The 18,556-nt window shown below is 62.5% G+C and carries 15 protein-coding genes; 9 read left to right on the forward strand and 6 right to left on the reverse strand.

Annotation, left to right across the window (positions count from 1 at the left end):
- Positions 1-36: 36 nt before the first annotated feature.
- Complete coding sequence (locus CJ178_RS23405; protein WP_095888131.1) at positions 37-3,165, forward strand: NAD-glutamate dehydrogenase domain-containing protein; 3,129 nt, start codon at positions 37-39, stop codon at positions 3,163-3,165.
- On the opposite strand, the gene CJ178_RS23410 is transcribed toward CJ178_RS23405, so the two are convergent.
- On the reverse strand, positions 3,142-4,659 hold the full coding sequence (locus CJ178_RS23410; protein WP_092805995.1) for a PucR family transcriptional regulator: 1,518 nt from the start codon (positions 4,657-4,659) through the stop codon (positions 3,142-3,144). The two genes, CJ178_RS23405 and CJ178_RS23410, sit on opposite strands and share 24 nt — an antisense overlap.
- 128 nt (positions 4,660-4,787) lie before the next feature.
- Between CJ178_RS23410 and gabT the strand changes: the two genes are divergently transcribed.
- Together gabT and CJ178_RS23420 are read left to right on the forward strand one after the other, a co-directional pair.
- On the forward strand, positions 4,788-6,152 hold the full coding sequence (gabT, locus tag CJ178_RS23415) for a 4-aminobutyrate--2-oxoglutarate transaminase (RefSeq protein ID WP_033236294.1): 1,365 nt from the start codon (positions 4,788-4,790) through the stop codon (positions 6,150-6,152).
- A gap of 1 nt (position 6,153) precedes the next feature.
- Positions 6,154-7,599 (forward strand): NAD-dependent succinate-semialdehyde dehydrogenase, encoded by a 1,446-nt coding sequence (locus CJ178_RS23420; protein WP_095888132.1) that lies wholly within the window; start codon positions 6,154-6,156, stop codon positions 7,597-7,599.
- Between the two features lie 60 nt (positions 7,600-7,659).
- Here the strand turns inward: CJ178_RS23420 and dszD are convergent, their stop codons facing one another.
- From dszD to CJ178_RS23435, 3 genes are all read right to left on the reverse strand, one after another.
- Positions 7,660-8,229: an NADH:FMN oxidoreductase DszD gene (gene dszD / locus CJ178_RS23425; protein WP_033236296.1), complete on the reverse strand. Its 570-nt coding sequence runs from the start codon at positions 8,227-8,229 to the stop codon at positions 7,660-7,662.
- Between the two features lie 61 nt (positions 8,230-8,290).
- Entirely contained in the window at positions 8,291-8,764 is a 474-nt protein-coding gene (locus CJ178_RS23430; RefSeq protein WP_033236297.1) for a YbaK/EbsC family protein, read from the reverse strand.
- Between the two features lie 16 nt (positions 8,765-8,780).
- Positions 8,781-9,884 (reverse strand): hypothetical protein, encoded by a 1,104-nt coding sequence (locus tag CJ178_RS23435; RefSeq protein WP_095888133.1) that lies wholly within the window; start codon positions 9,882-9,884, stop codon positions 8,781-8,783.
- Between the two features lie 68 nt (positions 9,885-9,952).
- Between CJ178_RS23435 and CJ178_RS23440 the strand changes: the two genes are divergently transcribed.
- Positions 9,953-10,594, forward strand: coding sequence for a TetR/AcrR family transcriptional regulator (locus CJ178_RS23440; protein WP_095888134.1), 642 nt, complete (start codon positions 9,953-9,955; stop codon positions 10,592-10,594).
- 180 nt (positions 10,595-10,774) lie between these two features.
- On the opposite strand, the gene CJ178_RS23445 is transcribed toward CJ178_RS23440, so the two are convergent.
- Both CJ178_RS23445 and CJ178_RS23450 read right to left on the reverse strand, forming a co-directional pair.
- The gene (locus tag CJ178_RS23445) at positions 10,775-11,896 is read right to left on the reverse strand and encodes a DUF475 domain-containing protein (RefSeq protein WP_095888135.1); all 1,122 of its coding nucleotides are present in this window, start codon (positions 11,894-11,896) and stop codon (positions 10,775-10,777) included.
- 139 nt (positions 11,897-12,035) lie between these two features.
- Positions 12,036-12,611 carry a TerD family protein gene (locus tag CJ178_RS23450; protein ID WP_033236300.1) on the reverse strand — a complete coding sequence of 192 codons (576 nt, stop codon included), beginning with the start codon at positions 12,609-12,611 and terminating at the stop codon, positions 12,036-12,038.
- 243 nt (positions 12,612-12,854) lie between these two features.
- Here CJ178_RS23450 and CJ178_RS23455 point away from each other — a divergent pair, with 243 nt between their 5' ends.
- The 5 genes from CJ178_RS23455 to CJ178_RS23475 all read left to right on the forward strand — a co-directional run bounded on the left by CJ178_RS23455 (position 12,855) and on the right by CJ178_RS23475 (position 18,540).
- The gene (locus CJ178_RS23455) at positions 12,855-14,000 is read left to right on the forward strand and encodes a hypothetical protein (RefSeq protein WP_033236375.1); all 1,146 of its coding nucleotides are present in this window, start codon (positions 12,855-12,857) and stop codon (positions 13,998-14,000) included.
- A 112-nt stretch (positions 14,001-14,112) separates the two neighbouring features.
- Complete coding sequence (locus CJ178_RS23460) at positions 14,113-15,270, forward strand: HpcH/HpaI aldolase/citrate lyase family protein (protein ID WP_092806007.1); 1,158 nt, start codon at positions 14,113-14,115, stop codon at positions 15,268-15,270.
- Positions 15,267-16,550: a phosphoribosyltransferase family protein gene (locus CJ178_RS23465; protein WP_095888136.1), complete on the forward strand. Its 1,284-nt coding sequence runs from the start codon at positions 15,267-15,269 to the stop codon at positions 16,548-16,550. Before CJ178_RS23460 ends, CJ178_RS23465 begins: the two co-directional genes overlap by 4 nt.
- Positions 16,547-17,656 (forward strand): cysteine protease StiP family protein, encoded by a 1,110-nt coding sequence (locus tag CJ178_RS23470; protein ID WP_092806011.1) that lies wholly within the window; start codon positions 16,547-16,549, stop codon positions 17,654-17,656. The genes CJ178_RS23465 and CJ178_RS23470 overlap by 4 nt, the downstream gene beginning before the upstream one ends.
- Positions 17,653-18,540, forward strand: coding sequence for an HAD family hydrolase (locus tag CJ178_RS23475; RefSeq protein ID WP_095888137.1), 888 nt, complete (start codon positions 17,653-17,655; stop codon positions 18,538-18,540). Before CJ178_RS23470 ends, CJ178_RS23475 begins: the two co-directional genes overlap by 4 nt.
- Positions 18,541-18,556 lie beyond the last annotated feature (16 nt).

Here is an 18,556-nt window from a genome sequence, read left to right on the forward strand (position 1 = left end):
AGTGTTCGGATCCAATACTTTCCAGGAGGGTGTTCAATGGCGAGCACATCAACGGCAACCAAGTCAGAATTCGCGGACTCAGCGGATCCAGCGTTGGGACTGGTTGCCGAGTTGGCAGCAGCAGGGCAACGACTGGTATTTCGTCAGGGCGACGAACTGACCGGCGTGGTTCTGTGGCCCTCCGGAGAGCCCTCCCTCTCCGATCTGTGCGAGAACTTCGAATCCCTCGGACTTCGAGTGTCGACGCACCGCCCACTTCCGACAGTTCTCGGATCGGCGCATCATTTCACCTTCGAGCCCTGCGCCTTCGACGGCGGTGCACTCGAGAAGATGGCCTCGGCTTTCGAAGCTGTTGTTGCCGGTAGGACCCGGATGGACAACTTCTCCAGCCTGATCGGCCGAGCCGACATCACGTGGCGTGACGCAGAGTTGCTGCGCGCGGCGTGCCGGTTCCTCGCGCAGGCACGCATCGGGCTGTCCGAAGGCTACATCGTGGGAGTATTGCAAGCGAAACCCCTATTCGTTCGGGCGGCACTCGGACTGTTCACTGCGCGATTCGACCCGGCAGTGCCGAAGCGCAGTGTGGCGGTTGCCGCCGCGATCACCTTGATCGACGAGTTGGTCGACAGCGCAGACACTCTCGACGAAGATCGGGTTCTCCGCGGTGTTCGCTCGTTTCTCCAGGCAACATTGCGGACCAACTGGTACCTGCGCGACGGCGCCGGCAATCCGCTGTCGTATGCGTCGTTCAAGATCGACTCCCAGGTTCTGTCGACGCCGCAGAAAACCGTTCCGTTCCGCGAGATCTACGTCAGCGCACCCAACGTCGAGGGCGTTCACCTGCGTAGCTCGTCGGTGGCCCGTGGCGGCCTGCGATGGTCCGATCGCTTCGAGGACTTCCGCACCGAGGCCTTGAGCCTCATGAAAACCCAGAGTGTCAAGAACTCGCCCATCGTTCCGACCGGAGCCAAGGGCGCTTTTGTCGTGCGCGGAACATCCACGCCCACACCGGACCAGGTGCAGGAGTCGTACAGCACGTTCATTCGCGGACTGCTCGACGTGGTGGACAACATCGTCGACGGCTCGCCGGTACATCCGGCCGAAGTGATCGCCTACGACGGTGAAGACTCGTATCTTGTGGTGGCAGCGGACAAGGGAACCGCCCGGTTCTCCGACGTGGCGAACGGCATTGCGATCGAGCGTGGTTTCTGGCTGGGCGACGCCTTTGCGTCGGGTGGTTCGGCCGGCTACGACCACAAGGCCATGGGCATCACCGCCCGCGGCGCGTGGGTGGCTGTGCGACGCCATTTTGCCGAACGTGGTGTGGACGTCGACACTGATCCTTTCACCGTCGCGGGGATCGGCGACATGTCCGGCGACGTGTTCGGCAACGGAATGTTGCTCTCGCACAAGATTCGTCTGGTTGCGGCGTTCGACCACCGCCACATCTTCATCGACCCGAACCCTGACCTGGAGGCCACGCTGCGCGAACGCGCCCGCCTCTTCACCGTGCCGCGCTCGTCCTGGGACGACTTCGATCGCACCGTGATATCGAGCGGCGGCGGCGTGTGGCCGCGCAGCGCAAAGTCCATCAGTCTTCCGCGCGAGGCCCGCGACGCACTCGGAATCACCGAGGAGAAGCTCACCCCGCAGGAATTGATCCGGGCGATCCTGTGTGCGCCGGTCGACCTGTTGTGGAACGGGGGCGTTGGCACATACGTGAAGGCGTCGGGCGAGAGCAACGTCGACGCGGCCGATCCGTCCAACGACGGTGTTCGTGTGAGTGCGGACGAATTGCGTGCCGGCGTGGTGGGGGAGGGCGGCAATCTCGGTTTCACACAGCGCGCGCGGATCGAATACTCTGCCGGCGGTGGACGAATCAACGCCGACTTCATCGACAATGCGGCCGGTGTTGCGACGTCGGACCGAGAGGTCAACATCAAGATCGCTCTTGCGGGGTTGGATTCCGGCTCACGAAATGCGCTTCTGGCGTCGGCCCAGGACGAGGTAGCCGCGTCGGTACTGAAGGCCAGCGAGGATCAAACCCTTGCCATCAGCCTGGCCGAGCATCGAGCGCCGGCACTTCTCGACCAGCATGAGCGGCTGATCGAGAATCTGATTGCGGCGGGCGCCATGAAACGCGTCGAAGAATCGCTGCCGGATGCCAAGTCGCTTGCCGTGCGGGCCCGGGCAGGTCAGGGGCTTCTTCGCCCCGAACTTGCTGTGCTGGTTGCTCAGTCGAAGAATGTGCTGACTGCCGAGTTGGGTGCTTCCGAGGCCCCTGACAACAAGATCTTTGCCGACCGGCTGACGCAGTACTTCCCGCCGTCGGTGGTCGAGGCAGCGCCAGAGGCTGTGCAGGCGCACCGACTCGGACGCGACATCATCATCACTTCGGTGGTCGACGAACTGGTCAACCGCGTAGGGCCGGGTGTGCTGTTCCGGCTGGAAGAGCACTTGGGTGTGCGCAGCCCGGAAGCGTCGTTGGCGTATGCGGTGGTCAGTGAGGTGCTCGGCACCGAGGGTCTGCGCCGCGACATTCTGAACTCCGATCTTGATGCTGCCGAACAACTTCAGGCACTTGATCGACTGCAACAGTTGCTCGAGTCCGAAATGAGCTGGGTGCTGCGACGGCCAGGAGCGGCCGGACGGTTTGCGGTGAACCCGCGGGCAGACATCGATCGATGGTCGGGGCCGGTGCGCGAACTCACGGCGGGGCTGAACTCGAGCGAACGTATCGAGGTGTCCTTCGGAGCTCTGGCGTTGGCCGACCTTGCACTGCAGGAGAATACGTCGGTCCAGGCGGCTGCGACCGTCTACCGTGAGCTCGCTGCAGAGCTTGATCTGGGTGACGTGCTCGGCGGCGTCGACGTTGCCGTCGGAGCTTCACATTGGGAGGTCATGGGCAGCGCTGCCGTTCATGCTCGATTGACGACGCGATTCGCGGATCTGGTATCAGGTGCTCTCGACGACGATCGCGACGGCGTGGTGCAGCGGTGGTCGAGCGCCAATATCGATGCTGTGCACCGATTTACGACGTTGATGTCCAGTGTTCGCCGCAGCGGTTCGCTCGACACTGCACGACTGTGCACCGTCGATGCGGAACTCGAACTGCTGATCCGCGGCACATCGTCGTTCTTGTCAGCGGCTCTCCCAAGCGAGTAGCGACAGCAGCAGTTCAGCTCTGACCCTGGCCTCGCCGAGGTCGCATCGCAAGAGTTCTTCGACGCGGGTGATGCGACCTCGGAGAGTGTGCCGGTGGATACCGAGTTCGGAAGCGGCAGATTCCCATTGGCCGTTGGCCTCGAGGTAGGCGCGGAGCGAGATCGCGAGGGCTGTTCCGTGTTTGTCGTCGTGTTCGGTCAGCACGGGAATCGTGTCGGCGGCCATGGCAACAAGCGCTTCTCTTGCGGGTTCGGACGCAAGAATCGTCGAACCCGTCAGTGCATCGAATTCGAGAATGCGCGCTGTAGCCGTTGTGAGGTTGGCTGCAGCGCGGGCTTGGACGAGTGCGCGCGCAGCGTCGAGGATTGGGTGCGGCGTGCTGATCCCGGCGCGAACTGCTTTGGATTCGCTCGGAGACAGCTGCGCCAGAAGCGCTTGTGCGGTGTCGACGGTATCGGTGCCACGAAGCAGCACGGTGAGTGCAGTGTTCTCCACTTGGGCAAAAAGAGGTCTTCCTGCGCGTGCAAGTGCGCTATCCAGCTCGCGTAGAGCAGGTCCCAGCGCTGATCCTCGGATGTGGACGACGCGTACCAATCCGTTGGTGTCGCTCGCTTCGCCGAGATACGACGGCACGGCGTCTTCGGCGATTCGTCCGTCGAGTAGCAGTCCGAATGCCATCGAGTTCAGTTTGGATCGTTCGGCCCGCAGGCGCACTGGCTTCTCGAGTTCGAGGGTCAACAGTGAAACAGCATGTCCGAGAAGCACTCTGTCGATGTTGCTCAGTGGTCCCGAACCGGCCAGCGCAAGGTAGCCGTGCCAACTGTCGGTCACGCCGACCGGGGAGAGCGTAAGCGTCCGCTCGGGGGTGCTCTGCGAAATCGATGCCGGTGCATTGGGATCGCGAGTGGTCGCGGCCACGGCACGCACCTCGGCGATCAGCGACTTCTGATTTGCGGGATGTACGGCGGTAATGCGGTCGCCGACAAACGCAACCGAAGTTTTTGTCGCCGTGGCCAGTTCGCGCACGATCGCGGAGACACCGCCGCGCAGCGCAACCCGGGTGATGCGCGTCTGTACTTCTGCCGCGCGCAGGACGGACTCGTACTCCTGCTGACTCAGCCGGGTCATCACCGCGCGGGTGACTGCCGCGAACGGGGTGGTGAACGGAACGTCGAGCAGGGGAAGTCCGCGACCGCGGGCAGCTGCGAGAAGCTCCGGCGGGACCTCTTTGTGAGAAAGTCCCGTTCCGAACCCCAGCGCTGACACTTCCGCCGACGCCAAACGGTCGACGTAGTCGGCAAAATCAGTGGCAGTAGCGCCCACGAATGCAAGCCCGGTGGTGAGCACCAGTTCCCCGCCCGAGAGCCACGGAGTGGGGTCCGTCAGCTCTGTGGCCTGTGCAAACGTGACCGGCTGAGTGGATGACGACGGGTCGGTCAGCAATGTCAGCGACAGGTGCTTCTGACGCAGAAGCCAGGAGATCGGAACGGTCACGAGTTCAAGGCTAGCGGGAGCTGCCGATATGGAGTAGGCCTGAGTATGTAGATATCCATTTCGGCACTGCTCGATGGTGCTCGCGCGTCGCATACTCGAATGCAATACACAACCGAGAGGGTGGTCACATGAGTGCAATCGAATACCGGCTTCCGCAGGAACGTCGCATCGTCACGGAGTTCCCGGGCCCGCGCTCGGCTGCGCTCGCAGAGCGTCGTAAGAAGGTTGTCGGAGCAGGCGTCGCGTCCACCCTTCCGGTGTACGTCGCTGACGCGGACGGCGGAGTGATCGTCGATGTCGACGGCAACTCGCTCGTCGATCTCGGTGCCGGTATCGCCGTGACCAGCGTCGGTGCATCCAACCCGGCTGTTGTCGCCGCAGTTCAGGATCAGGTTGCGCACTTCACCCACACCTGTTTCATGGTCGCTCCGTACGAGGGCTACATCGAGGTCGCCGAGCGCCTCGCCGAGCTCACCCCCGGTGACCACGAGAAGCGTTCCGTTCTGTTCAACTCCGGCGCCGAAGCCGTCGAGAACGCCGTCAAGATCGCGCGTCACGCAACGGGTCGCGACGCCGTTGTGGTGTTCGATCACGCGTACCACGGCCGCACCAACCTCACGATGGCACTGACGGCAAAGTCCATGCCGTACAAGAGTGGCTTCGGCCCGTTTGCCCCCGAGGTCTACCGCGTTCCGATGTCCTACCCGTACCGCGAGGGCCTGAACGTCGACGGTTCGAAGATCACCGGTGAGCAGGCTGCACAGCGCGCCATCACGATGATCGAGAAGCAGATCGGCGCGTCGAACACGGCAGCCATCCTCATCGAGCCCATCCAGGGTGAGGGCGGATTCATCGTTCCCGCAGAAGGATTCCTCCCGACGCTCGTCGCGTGGGCCAAGGAGAACGGCGTCGTCTTCATCGCCGACGAGGTCCAGGCAGGCTTTGCTCGCACCGGTGCCTGGTTCGCCAGCGACCACGAGGGAATCGTCCCGGACCTGGTCACGCTTGCCAAGGGCATCGCCGGCGGTATGCCGCTCGCAGCTGTCACAGGCCGCGCCGACCTGATCGACGCAGTCCACCCGGGCGGCCTCGGCGGCACGTACGGCGGTAACCCCGTCGCCTGCGCCGCGGCGCTGGCATCCATCGACCAGATGCACGAGCTGGACCTCTGTGGTCGCGCCCGCACCATCGAGACCACCGTCGTCGGTCGAATGAACGCGCTGGCAAAGGAACTCGACGTCATCGGCGACGTTCGTGGACGCGGCGCCATGCTCGCCATCGAGCTGGTCAAGCCCGGCGGACAGGAGCCGGATGCCGACATCACGAAGGCCATCGCAGCTGCGTGCCTCGCGGCAGGCGTTGTGATCCTCACGTGCGGCACTTACGGTAACGTCATTCGTCTACTCCCTCCGTTGGTCATTTCCGAAGAGCTGCTCGACGACGCCCTGACCGTCCTCGAGTCTGCTATTCGCACTGCAGCACAGGAGAACTGACATGTCGAACGTCTCGGAACTTCTCGATTCCGTACCCCAAGGTCTCTGGCTGGGCGGCAAGCTCACGCCGGCCGAGAAGACCTTTGCGGTCTACAACCCGGCAACCGGCGAAGAGTTGGCTCAGGTAGCCGACGCCACTGCAGCTGACGGTATCCGTGCGCTCGATCTCGCTGCTGCGGCACAAGATGATTGGGCCGCGACGCCCGCTCGGACCCGTGGCGAGATCTTGCGTCGCGCGTTCGAGTTGTTGCACGCCCGCGCCGAGGACTTCGCGCTGATGATGACCCTGGAAATGGGTAAGTCGTTGGCCGAGAGTCGCGGTGAGGTCAACTACGGCGGCGAGTTCCTGCGTTGGTTCAGTGAGGAAGCCGTCCGCATCGGTGGACGTTTCACACAGGCTCCGGCCGGTAACGGTCGCATCCTCGTCACCAAGGAAGCCGTCGGACCGGTTCTGGCGATCACGCCGTGGAATTTCCCGTTGGCCATGGGAACCCGAAAGATCGGACCGGCACTTGCGGCCGGCTGCACCATCATCGTCAAGCCGGCCGAGGACACTCCGCTCACCATGCAGCTTCTCGGCCAGGTATTTGCCGACGCCGGCCTGCCTGACGGTGTGCTCTCGATCCTCCCGACCTCCGACGCCGCAGCTATCAGCGGACCGCTGATGGAAGACGCACGTCTGCGCAAGGTTACGTTCACCGGTTCCACCGGCGTCGGAAAGCTGTTGGTGCGCAATGCCGCTGACAAGCTTCTCCGCACGTCCATGGAACTGGGTGGCAACGCTCCGTTCATCGTCTTCGACGATGCCGACATCGATGCAGCTGTCGACGGTGCGATGCTTGCGAAGATGCGTAACGGCGGCGAGGCGTGCACCGCAGCTAACCGCATTTACGTTGCCAACTCGGTGCGCGAAGAATTCACCGACAAGTTCACCGCCAAGGTTGCGGCCTTGAAGGTGGGCGCAGGTGACGCCGAGGGTACCAACATCGGCCCGCTGATCAACACCAAGCAACTCGCCACCGTCACCGGACTCGTCGACGACGCCGTGTCCAAGGGTGCTCGCGTGCGCACCGGCGGATCGGCGCCAGAAGGCCCGGGGTTCTTCTTCACCCCGACCGTTCTCGACCAGGTGCCCGCCGACGCGCGCCTGCTGAAGGAAGAAATCTTCGGACCTGTTGCAGCCGTAGTCGGTTTCGACACCGAAGACGAAGCCATCGCCGCAGCGAACAACACCGAGTTCGGGCTTGTGGCGTACTTCTACACCCGCGACATCGATCGCGCGATGCGCGTCTCGGCGAAGCTGGACACCGGCATGGTCGGCGTCAACCGCGGCGCGATCTCCGATGCCGCAGCACCGTTCGGTGGCGTCAAGGAATCGGGCTTCGGTCGCGAAGGCGGAACCGAAGGTATCGACGAGTACCTCGATACCAAGTACGTAGCGCTGTAAGTTCTTTCGCGAACAACGAAGGCCTCGCCGGATTCCCGGCGAGGCCTTCGTTGTTCGAGGTTATTGTCCCAGCGGAGTGGGGCGGTAGTACTTGCCCTCGTGATAAAGAAGCGGCGCCGCGGCGGAATCATCGTCTTCGTCGGCGTGAACTCGGGTGACAAGCCCGACAACAAGGGTGTGGTCGCCAACCGGAATCAACTGATCGACCGTGACGCGCATCCAACTGGGCGTGCCGTGCAGAACCGGCTCGCCGGTATCGAGGACAGCCCAGAGTGATTGATCGGCAAAACGCTGATCGGCGCTGCGCGCAAAGCGCTGGGCCAAATGTTGTTGGTGTTCACCGAGAAGATGAATCACCAAGGACTTTGCGGCCTTCAGGGCGGTGATGCTCGACGACGTCTCCGCGATGTTGAACGACACGAGCGGCGGCTCGAGCGAGAGCGACGAGAACGAGGTCGCCGTGAACCCTACCGGTCCGGTGCCGGAGTCGAGGGTGACAACAGTGACTCCCGCGGGGTGACGGCCCAGTGCGGCCCGGTAGTCGGCGGCGCAGATGCCGGTGGACAACTCGGGCGCGGTGGTCGCGTCGGGTGTGGTTGGGTTGGAAATATCGTTCGGCGTGTCAGTCAACGGGGCTCTCCGGTGGGAAATTTGGTCTTTCGACCCACTATAAGCGCGCGTCTGACCGTCCTTAGTCCATATCCACGGCAAGGCCGGCCGTGATGCGCAGTAGTTCCGGATACGTCGTGCGGAAGACTGTGTTCGGATGGCCCGCCGCGGCCCACAGGATCGGATACTGCTCGAGCGCAGTGTCGACGTACGTCGGCAGGTTGGTGGGGTGCCCGAGCGGCGCTACTCCGCCGATGGGTTGACCCGTTGCGGCCTTGGCCATCTCCAGCGGAGCCCGGGTCAGTTTGCCTTCGAGGCGCTCACCCGTTGCCTGCAGATTCACCTGGTGCGCGCCTGAGACCAGCAACAACACTGGATCGTCGTCGAGTAGGAAGACGAGTGACTTGGTGATCGCGCCCACCTCCACCCCGACAGCTGCCGCTGCTTCTTCGGCAGTGTGCGTCGCGTCGGCTTGCGTGACGATGACGCCGTGATGACCGCGAGCGATCAGGGTTTCGGCGACGTGCGAGGCGTTGGGGTGGAGGAGGCTCGTCATGAATTCAAGAGTAGGACTAGTCGGCGATTGTCACAGCCGGAGTTGGCACTGTGTCGGCGGACTTTCGGTTCTTCCTGATTGTAAATCCGAACAACATGGCGGCGCCGACCGCGGCGTACAGGAAAAGCGTCAGCACGGGCTGGCCGACTCCGACGTTGCCGAAGTACACGATGCTTCGAACACCCTCGGTGCCGGCGCCCGGAGTGATCCACCGGCCGATCGCGGCATAGAACGACGGGAGCACATTCGAGCCGAAAGCGCCTCCGGCACTGGGATTGCCGAGGATGACAAACACTGCGATCGCCAACGGGACGGCGAGAACGCCGATTGCCGCGCGGAGTCCGACCGTGAACATTGCCGTACCGAACACGACGGCACTTCCCAGCAGCGAGAGCGGGAGCCAGTGCCCGGCAAAGGTCCCGAGAACGTGCGACGTGATGAGTGCGCCAAACGCCCCGGAAATCACCGAGTACACGGCGATCACACCGGTATGCGCAGCTGCCTGGCGAAGCGTCTTCGGTGCACCGATGAACAGGCCGATTGCTGCGGCAAAGAGGTAGCCGCCCACAACCCAGCCGATCGAGAGGTAGAAGCCGGACAGGCCGCGGTTGTCGTGAGCGCCCACCGGGATCTCGTCGCGCACCACGAACTCGCGGTTCTGGCTGCTCTCGACCTGGGTAAAGATCGATTCGAGTGACGTTGCAATGGAGCTACCGCCCGCACTGGCGGTGATCAGGGTGTCGGCTCCCGCCGGATTGATGACAAACGCACCCTGGATCTGGCGATCGTGGAGCATCCGACGCGCTGCGGCGGTGTTGTCGCCAACTCGTGCGTCGAGCGGGCTGCCGTCGATGGCGTTGAGCTTGTCGGCGATCTGCTGATCCATGCCGGCCGGTGTGCCCTGATCTGCGATGACCACAATCTCGATGTCACGTGGCGTCGGCTGATGGAACGCGGCGACATAGCTGAGGATGAAGCCCATCTGGAGCAGGATCATGCCGACGAACAGCGCGACCATGACTTTCGGGGCGCCGTATTTGGCCAGCAAGTTGTCGCTGGGGTGTTCGTGCGGAGGCGTGGGTGTTTCCGGTGCGGCGTGTGCCGGATGCGTTGTGGTCACGATGAGTCCTGATCTTGTCGAAAGTAAAGAGCTTGTCAATACCCGAGGTATTGAATACTCTAGGTATCGTGACCGAATCCCGTCAACCGGACTTCGTGCCGGCAACCCGCCCCGGACGCGATGTTGTGCGGCAAAGACTGCTCGACGCTGCAGCGGAAGAATTTGGGGAGCAAGGATTCAGTGCTGCACGTCTCACCGAAGTGGCCCGCCGAGCGGGCTTCACGAAGGGCGCCGTCTACTCCAACTTCGAGTCCAAGCAAGACCTGTTTGCCGAACTATTTGCGCAACGGTCACTCGAACTTGCCGGAAGGGTGCTCGCCGAGATCGCGGGCATGAGCCCCACCGACGCCGCCGGCAAAAGCGGCGAGGCAATCGCGTCGTGGATGGCGGGCAACCCCGGGTGGTTGCTGCTCGTCCTCGAATTCGGAGTCCTCGCCGGACGTGACCCCCAGATCGCCCAGGCATACCTCCGAGAGCGTCGGCACCTACGCAGTCAACTGGTGGAATTGATCGGTGCGCGAGCCCGGGAATGGGGCGTCGAGGATGCCTTCGATGTGCGGACTACCGCAATCTCGTTGATGGCCTTGATATCCGGATTGGTTCTCGAACACTCCGTGGACCCGGAAGAAGTCGATCAACAAGCAATGGGCGCCGCAGTGACCGCTCTATTTGCAGGCGCAGTCGCGCGGGCCGGTTTGCCAACCAGCTAACGCATCGGCGTCTGGGTGGCGTCGCAGTCGCGGATATTCGGTGCCGCGCGCCAATTGTGCGCCCGCAGGGACAACTAGCCGCGCGGCCGAACATTAGCCGCGCGGCAACCGCATCAATTCCGACATAGCAAACAAAACGCCCGCGACCGGAATCGGCCGCGGGCGTTCGAGCAAAGAAACTCAGACCGTTGCTGGAGTGTTCTCGTCGAGTTTCGGATCTTCGTTCGCGATCCGCTTGTTTCGGATAACGCTGCTGATAAAGGCCGCGCCGATCAAGAAGACACCAACAAGGCCGGTGATGATCTCGTTGATGTGAACACCGATGGACACCATCAGGATGACGGCCAGAGCGCCGATGGCCCAGTGAGCGCCGTGCTCGAGGTAGACGTAATCGGACAGCGTGCCCTTGCGGACGAGGAAGACGGTGATGGAGCGGACGAACATCGCGCCGACAAAGCCGAGGCCGAGAGCGATGATGATCGGGTCCGAGGTGATCGCAAACGCGCCGATGACGCCGTCGAAGGAGAAGGACGCGTCGAGGACCTCGAGATACAGGAACAGGAAGAATCCGGCCTTACCTGTTGCCTTGGCCAGCTCGGTGGGTCCGCCTGACTTGACGGTCTCTTCGTCTTCGTCCTCTTCGGGAAGGTTGAAGAGTTCACCCAACCCGTTGACGGCGATGTACGTGATCATGCCGAGCACGCCGGAGATCATGACCGTCGTGACCTTGTCGTCTGCGGCGAGGAACGAACCTGCAAGAACCAGAGTGAGGCCGGCAACGACAACTGCGAGCTGATCCAGCTTGCCGATCCGCGCAAGGGGCTTCTCGAGCCAGGACAGCCAGGTGATCTCACGCTCTTCGAAGATGAAGCCGAGGAACAGCATCAGCAAGAACATGCCACCGAAGGCGGCGATGGTCGGGTGAGCGTCGGTGATCAGTGTTTCGTAGCTCGGATCGCCGTTGGGGAAGTAGGCGGCGTCGTCGGCCGGCGGGTTCAGCGCGAGGTCGAGTGCCGCGATCGGACCCAGGCCCGATGCCGCCCACACGATGACAAGCGGGAACACCAGACGCATACCGAACACCGCAATGACGATGCCGACGGTGAGGAAGATCTTCTGCCAGAAATCACTCATTCTTCGCAGAACGGTGGCATTGATGACGGCGTTGTCGAAGGAAAGCGAAATTTCCAGAATTGACAGGATGACAACGAGGAATAGTGCCTCGGGGCCGCCGTAGATGAACGCGACGATCATCGCGATGATCGAAATGCCGATCGATAAACCGAATATTCGCAGTACCACGGAGCGTGGCCCTTTCTAGTTGGTCAGTGCGCAGTGGTTACTGCAGCGGTTATCTCACCGCAATCGAGACGAAGCCGGGGAGAGTTCCACAGCGTACTGCGGAACTCTCCCTTTGGTCAGCTCGACGGTAGGCCGACTATCAGACGTTGACGCCGTAGTCGCGTGCGATGCCCGCGAGGCCCGAGGCGTAGCCCTGGCCGATAGCGCGGAACTTCCACTCTGCGCCGTTGCGGTACAGCTCGCCGAAGACCATGGCGGTCTCGGTGGAGGCATCCTCGGACAGGTCGTAGCGGGCAAGTTCGTTGCCGTTGGACTTGTCGACAACGCGGATGTACGCGTTGCGGACCTGGCCGAAGGACTGCGAGCGTGCTTCTGCGTCGTAGATCGAGACGGGGAAGACGACGCTCTCGATGTTGGCCGGAACAGCGGCGAGGTTCACGTCGATCTGCTCGTCGTCGCCTTCGCCTTCACCGTCGGTGTTGTCACCCTTGTGCTCGATCGAGCCGTCGGGCGAACGCAGGTTGTTGAAGAAGATGAAGTGCTGGTCGGAGACGACCTTCTTGTCTGCACCTGCGCCGATTGCGCTGGCGTCGAGGTCGAAGGCTGCGCCGGTGGTGGAACGTGCGTCCCAGCCCAGGCCGACAACCACTGCGGTCAGGTTCGGGGCCTCCTTCGTGAGAGAGACATTGCCGCCTTTGGTCAAGCTGACGCCCATTCAGGGGTCCTTTCAAGAGAAGAGACATGGCCCGCGACGACGATTGGCCGTCTTGGGAATGTGTTTACCTCCTCCACCCTAACGGCACTTCGGGTGTGGCTGCGGTAACAGTGGAAATCGAAACGGAAGCGCAAGCAGTCGGCCCCGTAGGATTCAATCGTGGTAGGCAGATGGTCGGAGCGCTTCAATCGGGGGGTGAGCGTGGAGGAGTCGATCAGTCGTGCGCGGGAGGCGCAGACTGCGATGGTCTCGGCGTTTCTCGACATGGACAAGCGTCAGACGATTGCTTCCGCTGCTGTCAAAGCGTCGACCGAGCTCTTCCCCGAGCGTGGTCTGGGCGAGGCCTGGAAACCGGTGAGGGACAAGTGCTACGTGGCGGTGTCGAACTACCTGTCCACGAGCGAGCAGTACGGGAACGACCAAGCTCTCCATCGTGATGCGCGCACTGCCACTGCGGCCTTCGAGAAGTCGGTGGCCGAACTGGTATCCGCTGCTCAAAGCATTGATGCTTTCTACAACGGCAATCGAAGCCACCTCGAGCAGGCCACGGCGACGATGTCCACGATTCCGGTTCTCGGTCAGCAGGCGCGCACGGCTGCCGAGGCCGCTCGCCGCGCGTTGAGTGATACCGATCGGCGCTATTGCGAGTACCCGTCGGTAGTTGCGTCGTCGGAGCATCTGGACGCGTCCGTTGCCGCGCTCGCTCGGGCGGAACACGGTGAGCGGGCAGACGAAATCCGGGTCGAAGCCGAGCGGGTCAACGCCGCGGCAGCAGCACTCACGGAAGCATTGGCCCAGGCACCGTCCACACAGCGACATGCGCAGACGACGGTGTCGGCCGTGTCGACGAGGCTGGCGGCGGTGCGAACGCGGGTGGACCGCCTCGACCCTGCGTATTCGGCATTGCTCCGGGAGTTCAATGCCGCGAGTTCAGCAGATCTGGTCAACAACAGCAGTCGGAGTCGTGAACATATCGATAACGCCGCTGCCGATTTGAACGAGGCAATGCAGGCTTTGGATGTGGGCAATCCGGAACATGCGTTGGCGTTGATGGCAGATGCGCGGCTTCATCTTGCCGAGGCGGAAGCCTGCGTCGATGCTGTGACGGATCGTTTGACAACACTTCGGGCAGTTCGGGCAGATCCGACAGAAAAAGAGCGTCAGGTCCGTTTTCGTTTGAAAGACGCGCAGATGTTTGCCGTCAATCACGGTTTGGTGGCGGAATGGGGGTCCGTGCTCGATGCGCAGTTGGCGCGGATCGAACGGGCGGCTGCGTCACTGACGGGAACTCATCCGGACTACTGGTCGTATGTCATGCAGTTGGATTCGGTTTCGGCGTTCATTGCCGAAGTCGTCGAAAAGATGCGAACGCAAGCAGGAAGACGCTGACCAAGAACTGAATATGCAGGTCGGGGCCGATCGGGGGATCGGGATGGACACCCGAAAAATCAAGTGGGGGGCATGAAACGTGGAATTGCCATCGGTCATAGAGAGAAGAGACATGCAGCACTTTCAACACCTCGAGGATGATGTGCGGGAACAACTGTTCCTGCATGCTCCCCGGACCTTCAGCGACTCCGACGAGCGAGATCTGCTGGCGATCGCTTTGGGCGCGACTCTCTACGTTCCCGCCACGAGGGCAGGGTTGGCCGAGATCGTGGAGAAGCGCGCTGGCGAAGGTGTCAGTTCGATGGTTCTCGATCTCGAGGACGCCGTCGCGGACGACGAGGTGGAAACAGCGCGGGCCAATGCCGTGGCAGCGCTCGACAAGATCGCGGCAACGGACGCGGTCGGCATGTTGCTCTTCGTCCGGGTCCGTGAAGTCTCGGACATCGCGGACATCGCACAATCGCTGACGATTGGGCGCGCTGCGCTGACCGGATTTGTCATCCCGAAATTCGGGAGTGAATCCGGCGAGTCATTCCTCGATGCCGTCGCTGACGCGTCCGAAGCGCTCGGAAAGCATCTGTACGCCATGCCCGTGCTCGAATCGCCGGAACTGGTACACCGTGATACCCGCGATCATGAATTGCGCAGTGTCCAGGAGCTTCTTACTCGTCATCGGGATCGCATTCTCGCGGTTCGCATCGGCGCCACCGACATGTGCAGCACGTTCGGTATCCGCCGTGACCGCGACTTGACGATCTACGACGTGCGTGTAGTTGTCGATGTCATCGCCGACATCGTCAATTACCTTGGCCGAGCCGATGGTTCGGGTTTTGTCATCACCGGGCCGGTGTGGGAGTACTTCGCGGACCACGAGCGTATGTTCCGTCCGATGCTGCGTGCGACGCCGTTCGAGGAGCACGACGCGGTGCGGTTCCGGCAGCACTTGGTGAGCCGCGACCTGGACGGTTTGTTGCGGGAAATCGCTTTGGATCGGGCCAACGGCATTCAAGGTAAGACGGTTATCCACCCGTCGCACGTTGCCGCGGTCAATGCATTGTCCGCAGTCACGCATGAGGAGTACCACGACGCTCTCGACATTCTGGGCGTCGAGGTGGGTGGGGTCCAGGCGTCCGGCTATCGGAACAAGATGAACGAGATGAAGCCGCATCGCAACTGGGCTAGGCAGACGGCCTTGCGCGCACGTGTTTTCGGCGTGACCAACAAGGGGATCACGTTTGTCGAACTGCTGACGGCGTTGGTTGATCGATGACCAGCAGCGTGGGGTCGGTTCCCTGGGCCACAGAAGAATTCGGATTGGATCTTGTACACGGCGACTCCGCTGTCGGACGGACGGTGCCGGAGTTGGTGATTCCCGGACTGCGTCGCAATCCGCGCCGTGCGCACCTGTTGGTGTCGACGGTACTCGGCAAGCACATCCCGACGCCGCCATCGGTCGTCATCGGGGCCGCCGACGATCTGGGTGATCTGGTGCGCGAGCGCCTGGGCGTCGGCGTTGACGTTGTTGTGCTCGGATTTGCCGAAACTGCAACAGGTTTGGGCCATTGTGTTGCAGCCCGCCTGCACGCTCACTGCTACTTGCATTCGACGCGCCGCGACGTACCAGGGGCTACTACGTTGGCCGGGTTCGAGGAGGGGCACTCGCATGCGACAAGTCACCTGATGCAACCGACGTCGGCGGAACTGTTCGAGAACAATTTGCCCCTGGTGTTGGTAGACGACGAAATATCTACCGGCGCAACAGCTATCGATGCCATTCGCGCACTGCACGGCCAGTGCCCGCGCGAGCGGTACGTCGTGGCCTCGCTGGTGGACATGAGAACCGACGAGCATCGCGCGGCCAGTGAGGCTGCCGCGGCAGAATTGGGAGTGGCTATCGATTACGTCAGTCTCGCATCGGGTTCCACTGTTCTGCCGCTCGGTCTGACGGAACGAGTGACGGCGCTGGATGCTCCCACTCTCAATATTGCCGGTACCGATCGCGGTTCGGTCACCAGAGTGGACATTCCGTGGCCGGCGGCAGTACCGGACGGAGGCCGTCACGGATTCCTCGACGCGGATTCGGCAGGTTTCGACAGCGCGGTCGAAGCCGCTGTCAGGGTTCTGGATTCGACGGTGGCACCAGACCGTGCACTGATCGTGGTCGGTCACGAAGAGTTGATGTATCTCCCTCTTCGCATTGCGAGCGGTCTCGAACGCGGCGGCCGCCAGGTGCGGTACCAGACGACCACGCGGTCTCCGGCATACGTCATGGACCATGTTGGCTACCCGCTGCGTCGTGGATTCACCTTTGTCGCACCGGAATCCGGCGAGAACGAGCCGCGCTTTCTGTACAACGCGCAGTGGCCGGACGTGGCCGTCGACGCACTTGTCGTGCTGATCGTGGACGAACCTGCCGACACCGATCGCCTGATGGCGTCCGGCGGTGTCGTGGAGGCACTGAGAAATGCCGGGACCGATGTTGTCGTGGCAACGGTGCGTGGCGCAAACCCGTCGACGTTGCGGGATTCGAGAGAAGGTGAAGGCGCATGACGGCGCCTCTGGTCGGACCGGAGTTCGGTTCGTATGCACCCGACGAAGTGACGTGGTTGCTCAAGGATCTGTCTCACGTGGACCTCGAAGCGGATGTTGCGCTGCGGGAGAAGCGTATTCAGTCGGGTGAAGCACATTATGCCGAATCCCTTCCCATCGAGTACCAGCCCGATGCCGCGTATCGCGAACTGTTCGAAACCGTGTTGTCGGAGAGTGCGCCCAGGTTGGCGCGTGCGGTCGGAACGGTCACAGACCTGGTGCTGGCCGAGCGCGGCTCCGACGTCGTATTGGTCTCGCTGGCCCGCGCGGGTACTCCGGTGGGAATTTTGATGCGTCGGTGGGCGCAGCACGTCCACGGATTGACCTTGCCGCACTACGCCGTGTCGATTGTGCGGGGTAAAGGCATCGATTCTGTCGCGCTCGATTATCTTGCGCGCCATCATGATGCGTCGAACATCGTCTTTGTCGACGGCTGGACGGGCAAGGGTGCTATTGCCCGGGAACTCGAGGCCGCTCTCGCCGAATATCATGCGGCGGGCGGCGCCGAATTCAATCCGGACCTCGCTGTTCTCGCGGATCCCGGATACTGCGTTCGGACCTACGGCACCCGAGACGATTTCCTGATCGCGTCGGCGTGCCTCAATTCGACTGTGTCCGGTCTGGTCTCACGGACGGTTCTCAACGACACCCTCATCGGACCCGGGGACTTTCACGGCGCGAAGTTCTACGCCGATCTGGCCGATGTCGATGTGTCCAACCGTCTACTCGACGTCGTCTCGGCGGAATTCGACAACGTACGGAGCGATGTCGCGGATTCACTTGCCGCTGTGCGCGATTCGGATCGGACACCGACCTGGGCCGGCTGGGAATCGGTGGAGAAGGTGCAGGCGGAATACGGGATTTCGACCGTGAACTTCGTGAAACCGGGTGTCGGCGAGACCACCCGCGTGCTGCTTCGCCGACTGCCGTGGAAGGTACTCGTACGTCGGAGGGCCGCGCCCGAACACGCACACATCCGGCTGCTGGCCGAAGCTCGCGGCGTCCCGGTCGAGGAAGTACCCGATCTTGCGTACTCCTGCGTCGGATTGATCAAGGACATCACATGAGTGCGTCACCGGTACTGGTTGCGACCGATCTGGATCGCACGATGATCTATTCGAAAAACGCGATCGGCGGGGATCCCACCGGCACCGATCTGACCTCGGCACAGCACTACGTGTGCGTCGAGTACTACGACGGCGGTCCGCTGTCCCACATGAGCACCGAGACCATCGATCAGCTCCGGGCGCTCAGCGCGGCAACGCCGGTGATTCCCACGACCACCCGGACTATCGCGCAGTTCCAGCGCATCGACCTGCCGGGCGCTCCGTGGAAATACGCGATCACGAGCAACGGCGGCAACATCCTGGTGGACGGAAAGCCCGATCTCCGCTGGCGCAGCGAGATCGACCGATCGACCCGCACTGCCGGGATGGAGCTGGCGCACGTTCACAGTGAACTGGAAACCCGCATCGACGTCAGCTGGGTCAGTTCCATGCGGGTGGCAGACGAGCTGTTCCCGTACTTGGTAGTGGACTTGTCGACCATCCCGGCCGATTTCGAAGCGGACTGGAGTGCCTGGTGCACCTCACGCGGATGGAACGTCTCGCGACAAGGCCGGAAGATCTACACGATGCCGGACGCGGTCTCGAAATCTCGAGCACTCGCCGAGGTGCGAGCCCGCCTCGTCGACGCGGGCGAACTCACGCCGGACGCCACTGTCCTGTCGGCCGGAGACGGAGCACTCGATGCGGACATGCTCGAATATGCGGACTTCGCGATCCGGCCCCGGCACGGTGAGCTGGAAGAACTCAACTGGCAACGGCCGACCGTTACTGTGACAGAAGGATCCGGTATCGCGGCGAGTGCGGAGATTGTGCGTTGGTTCTCCGCCCATGTTGCCGCGATGACGGTCGGAACACTGCAAGAGTCCGAGCAGCTCTCTAAGTAATGCACGCTCTGAAATG

The sequence above is a fragment of the Rhodococcus sp. ACPA4 genome (genome assembly GCF_002300185.1).
Classification (GTDB): Bacteria; Actinomycetota; Actinomycetes; order Mycobacteriales; family Mycobacteriaceae; genus Rhodococcus_F; species Rhodococcus_F globerula.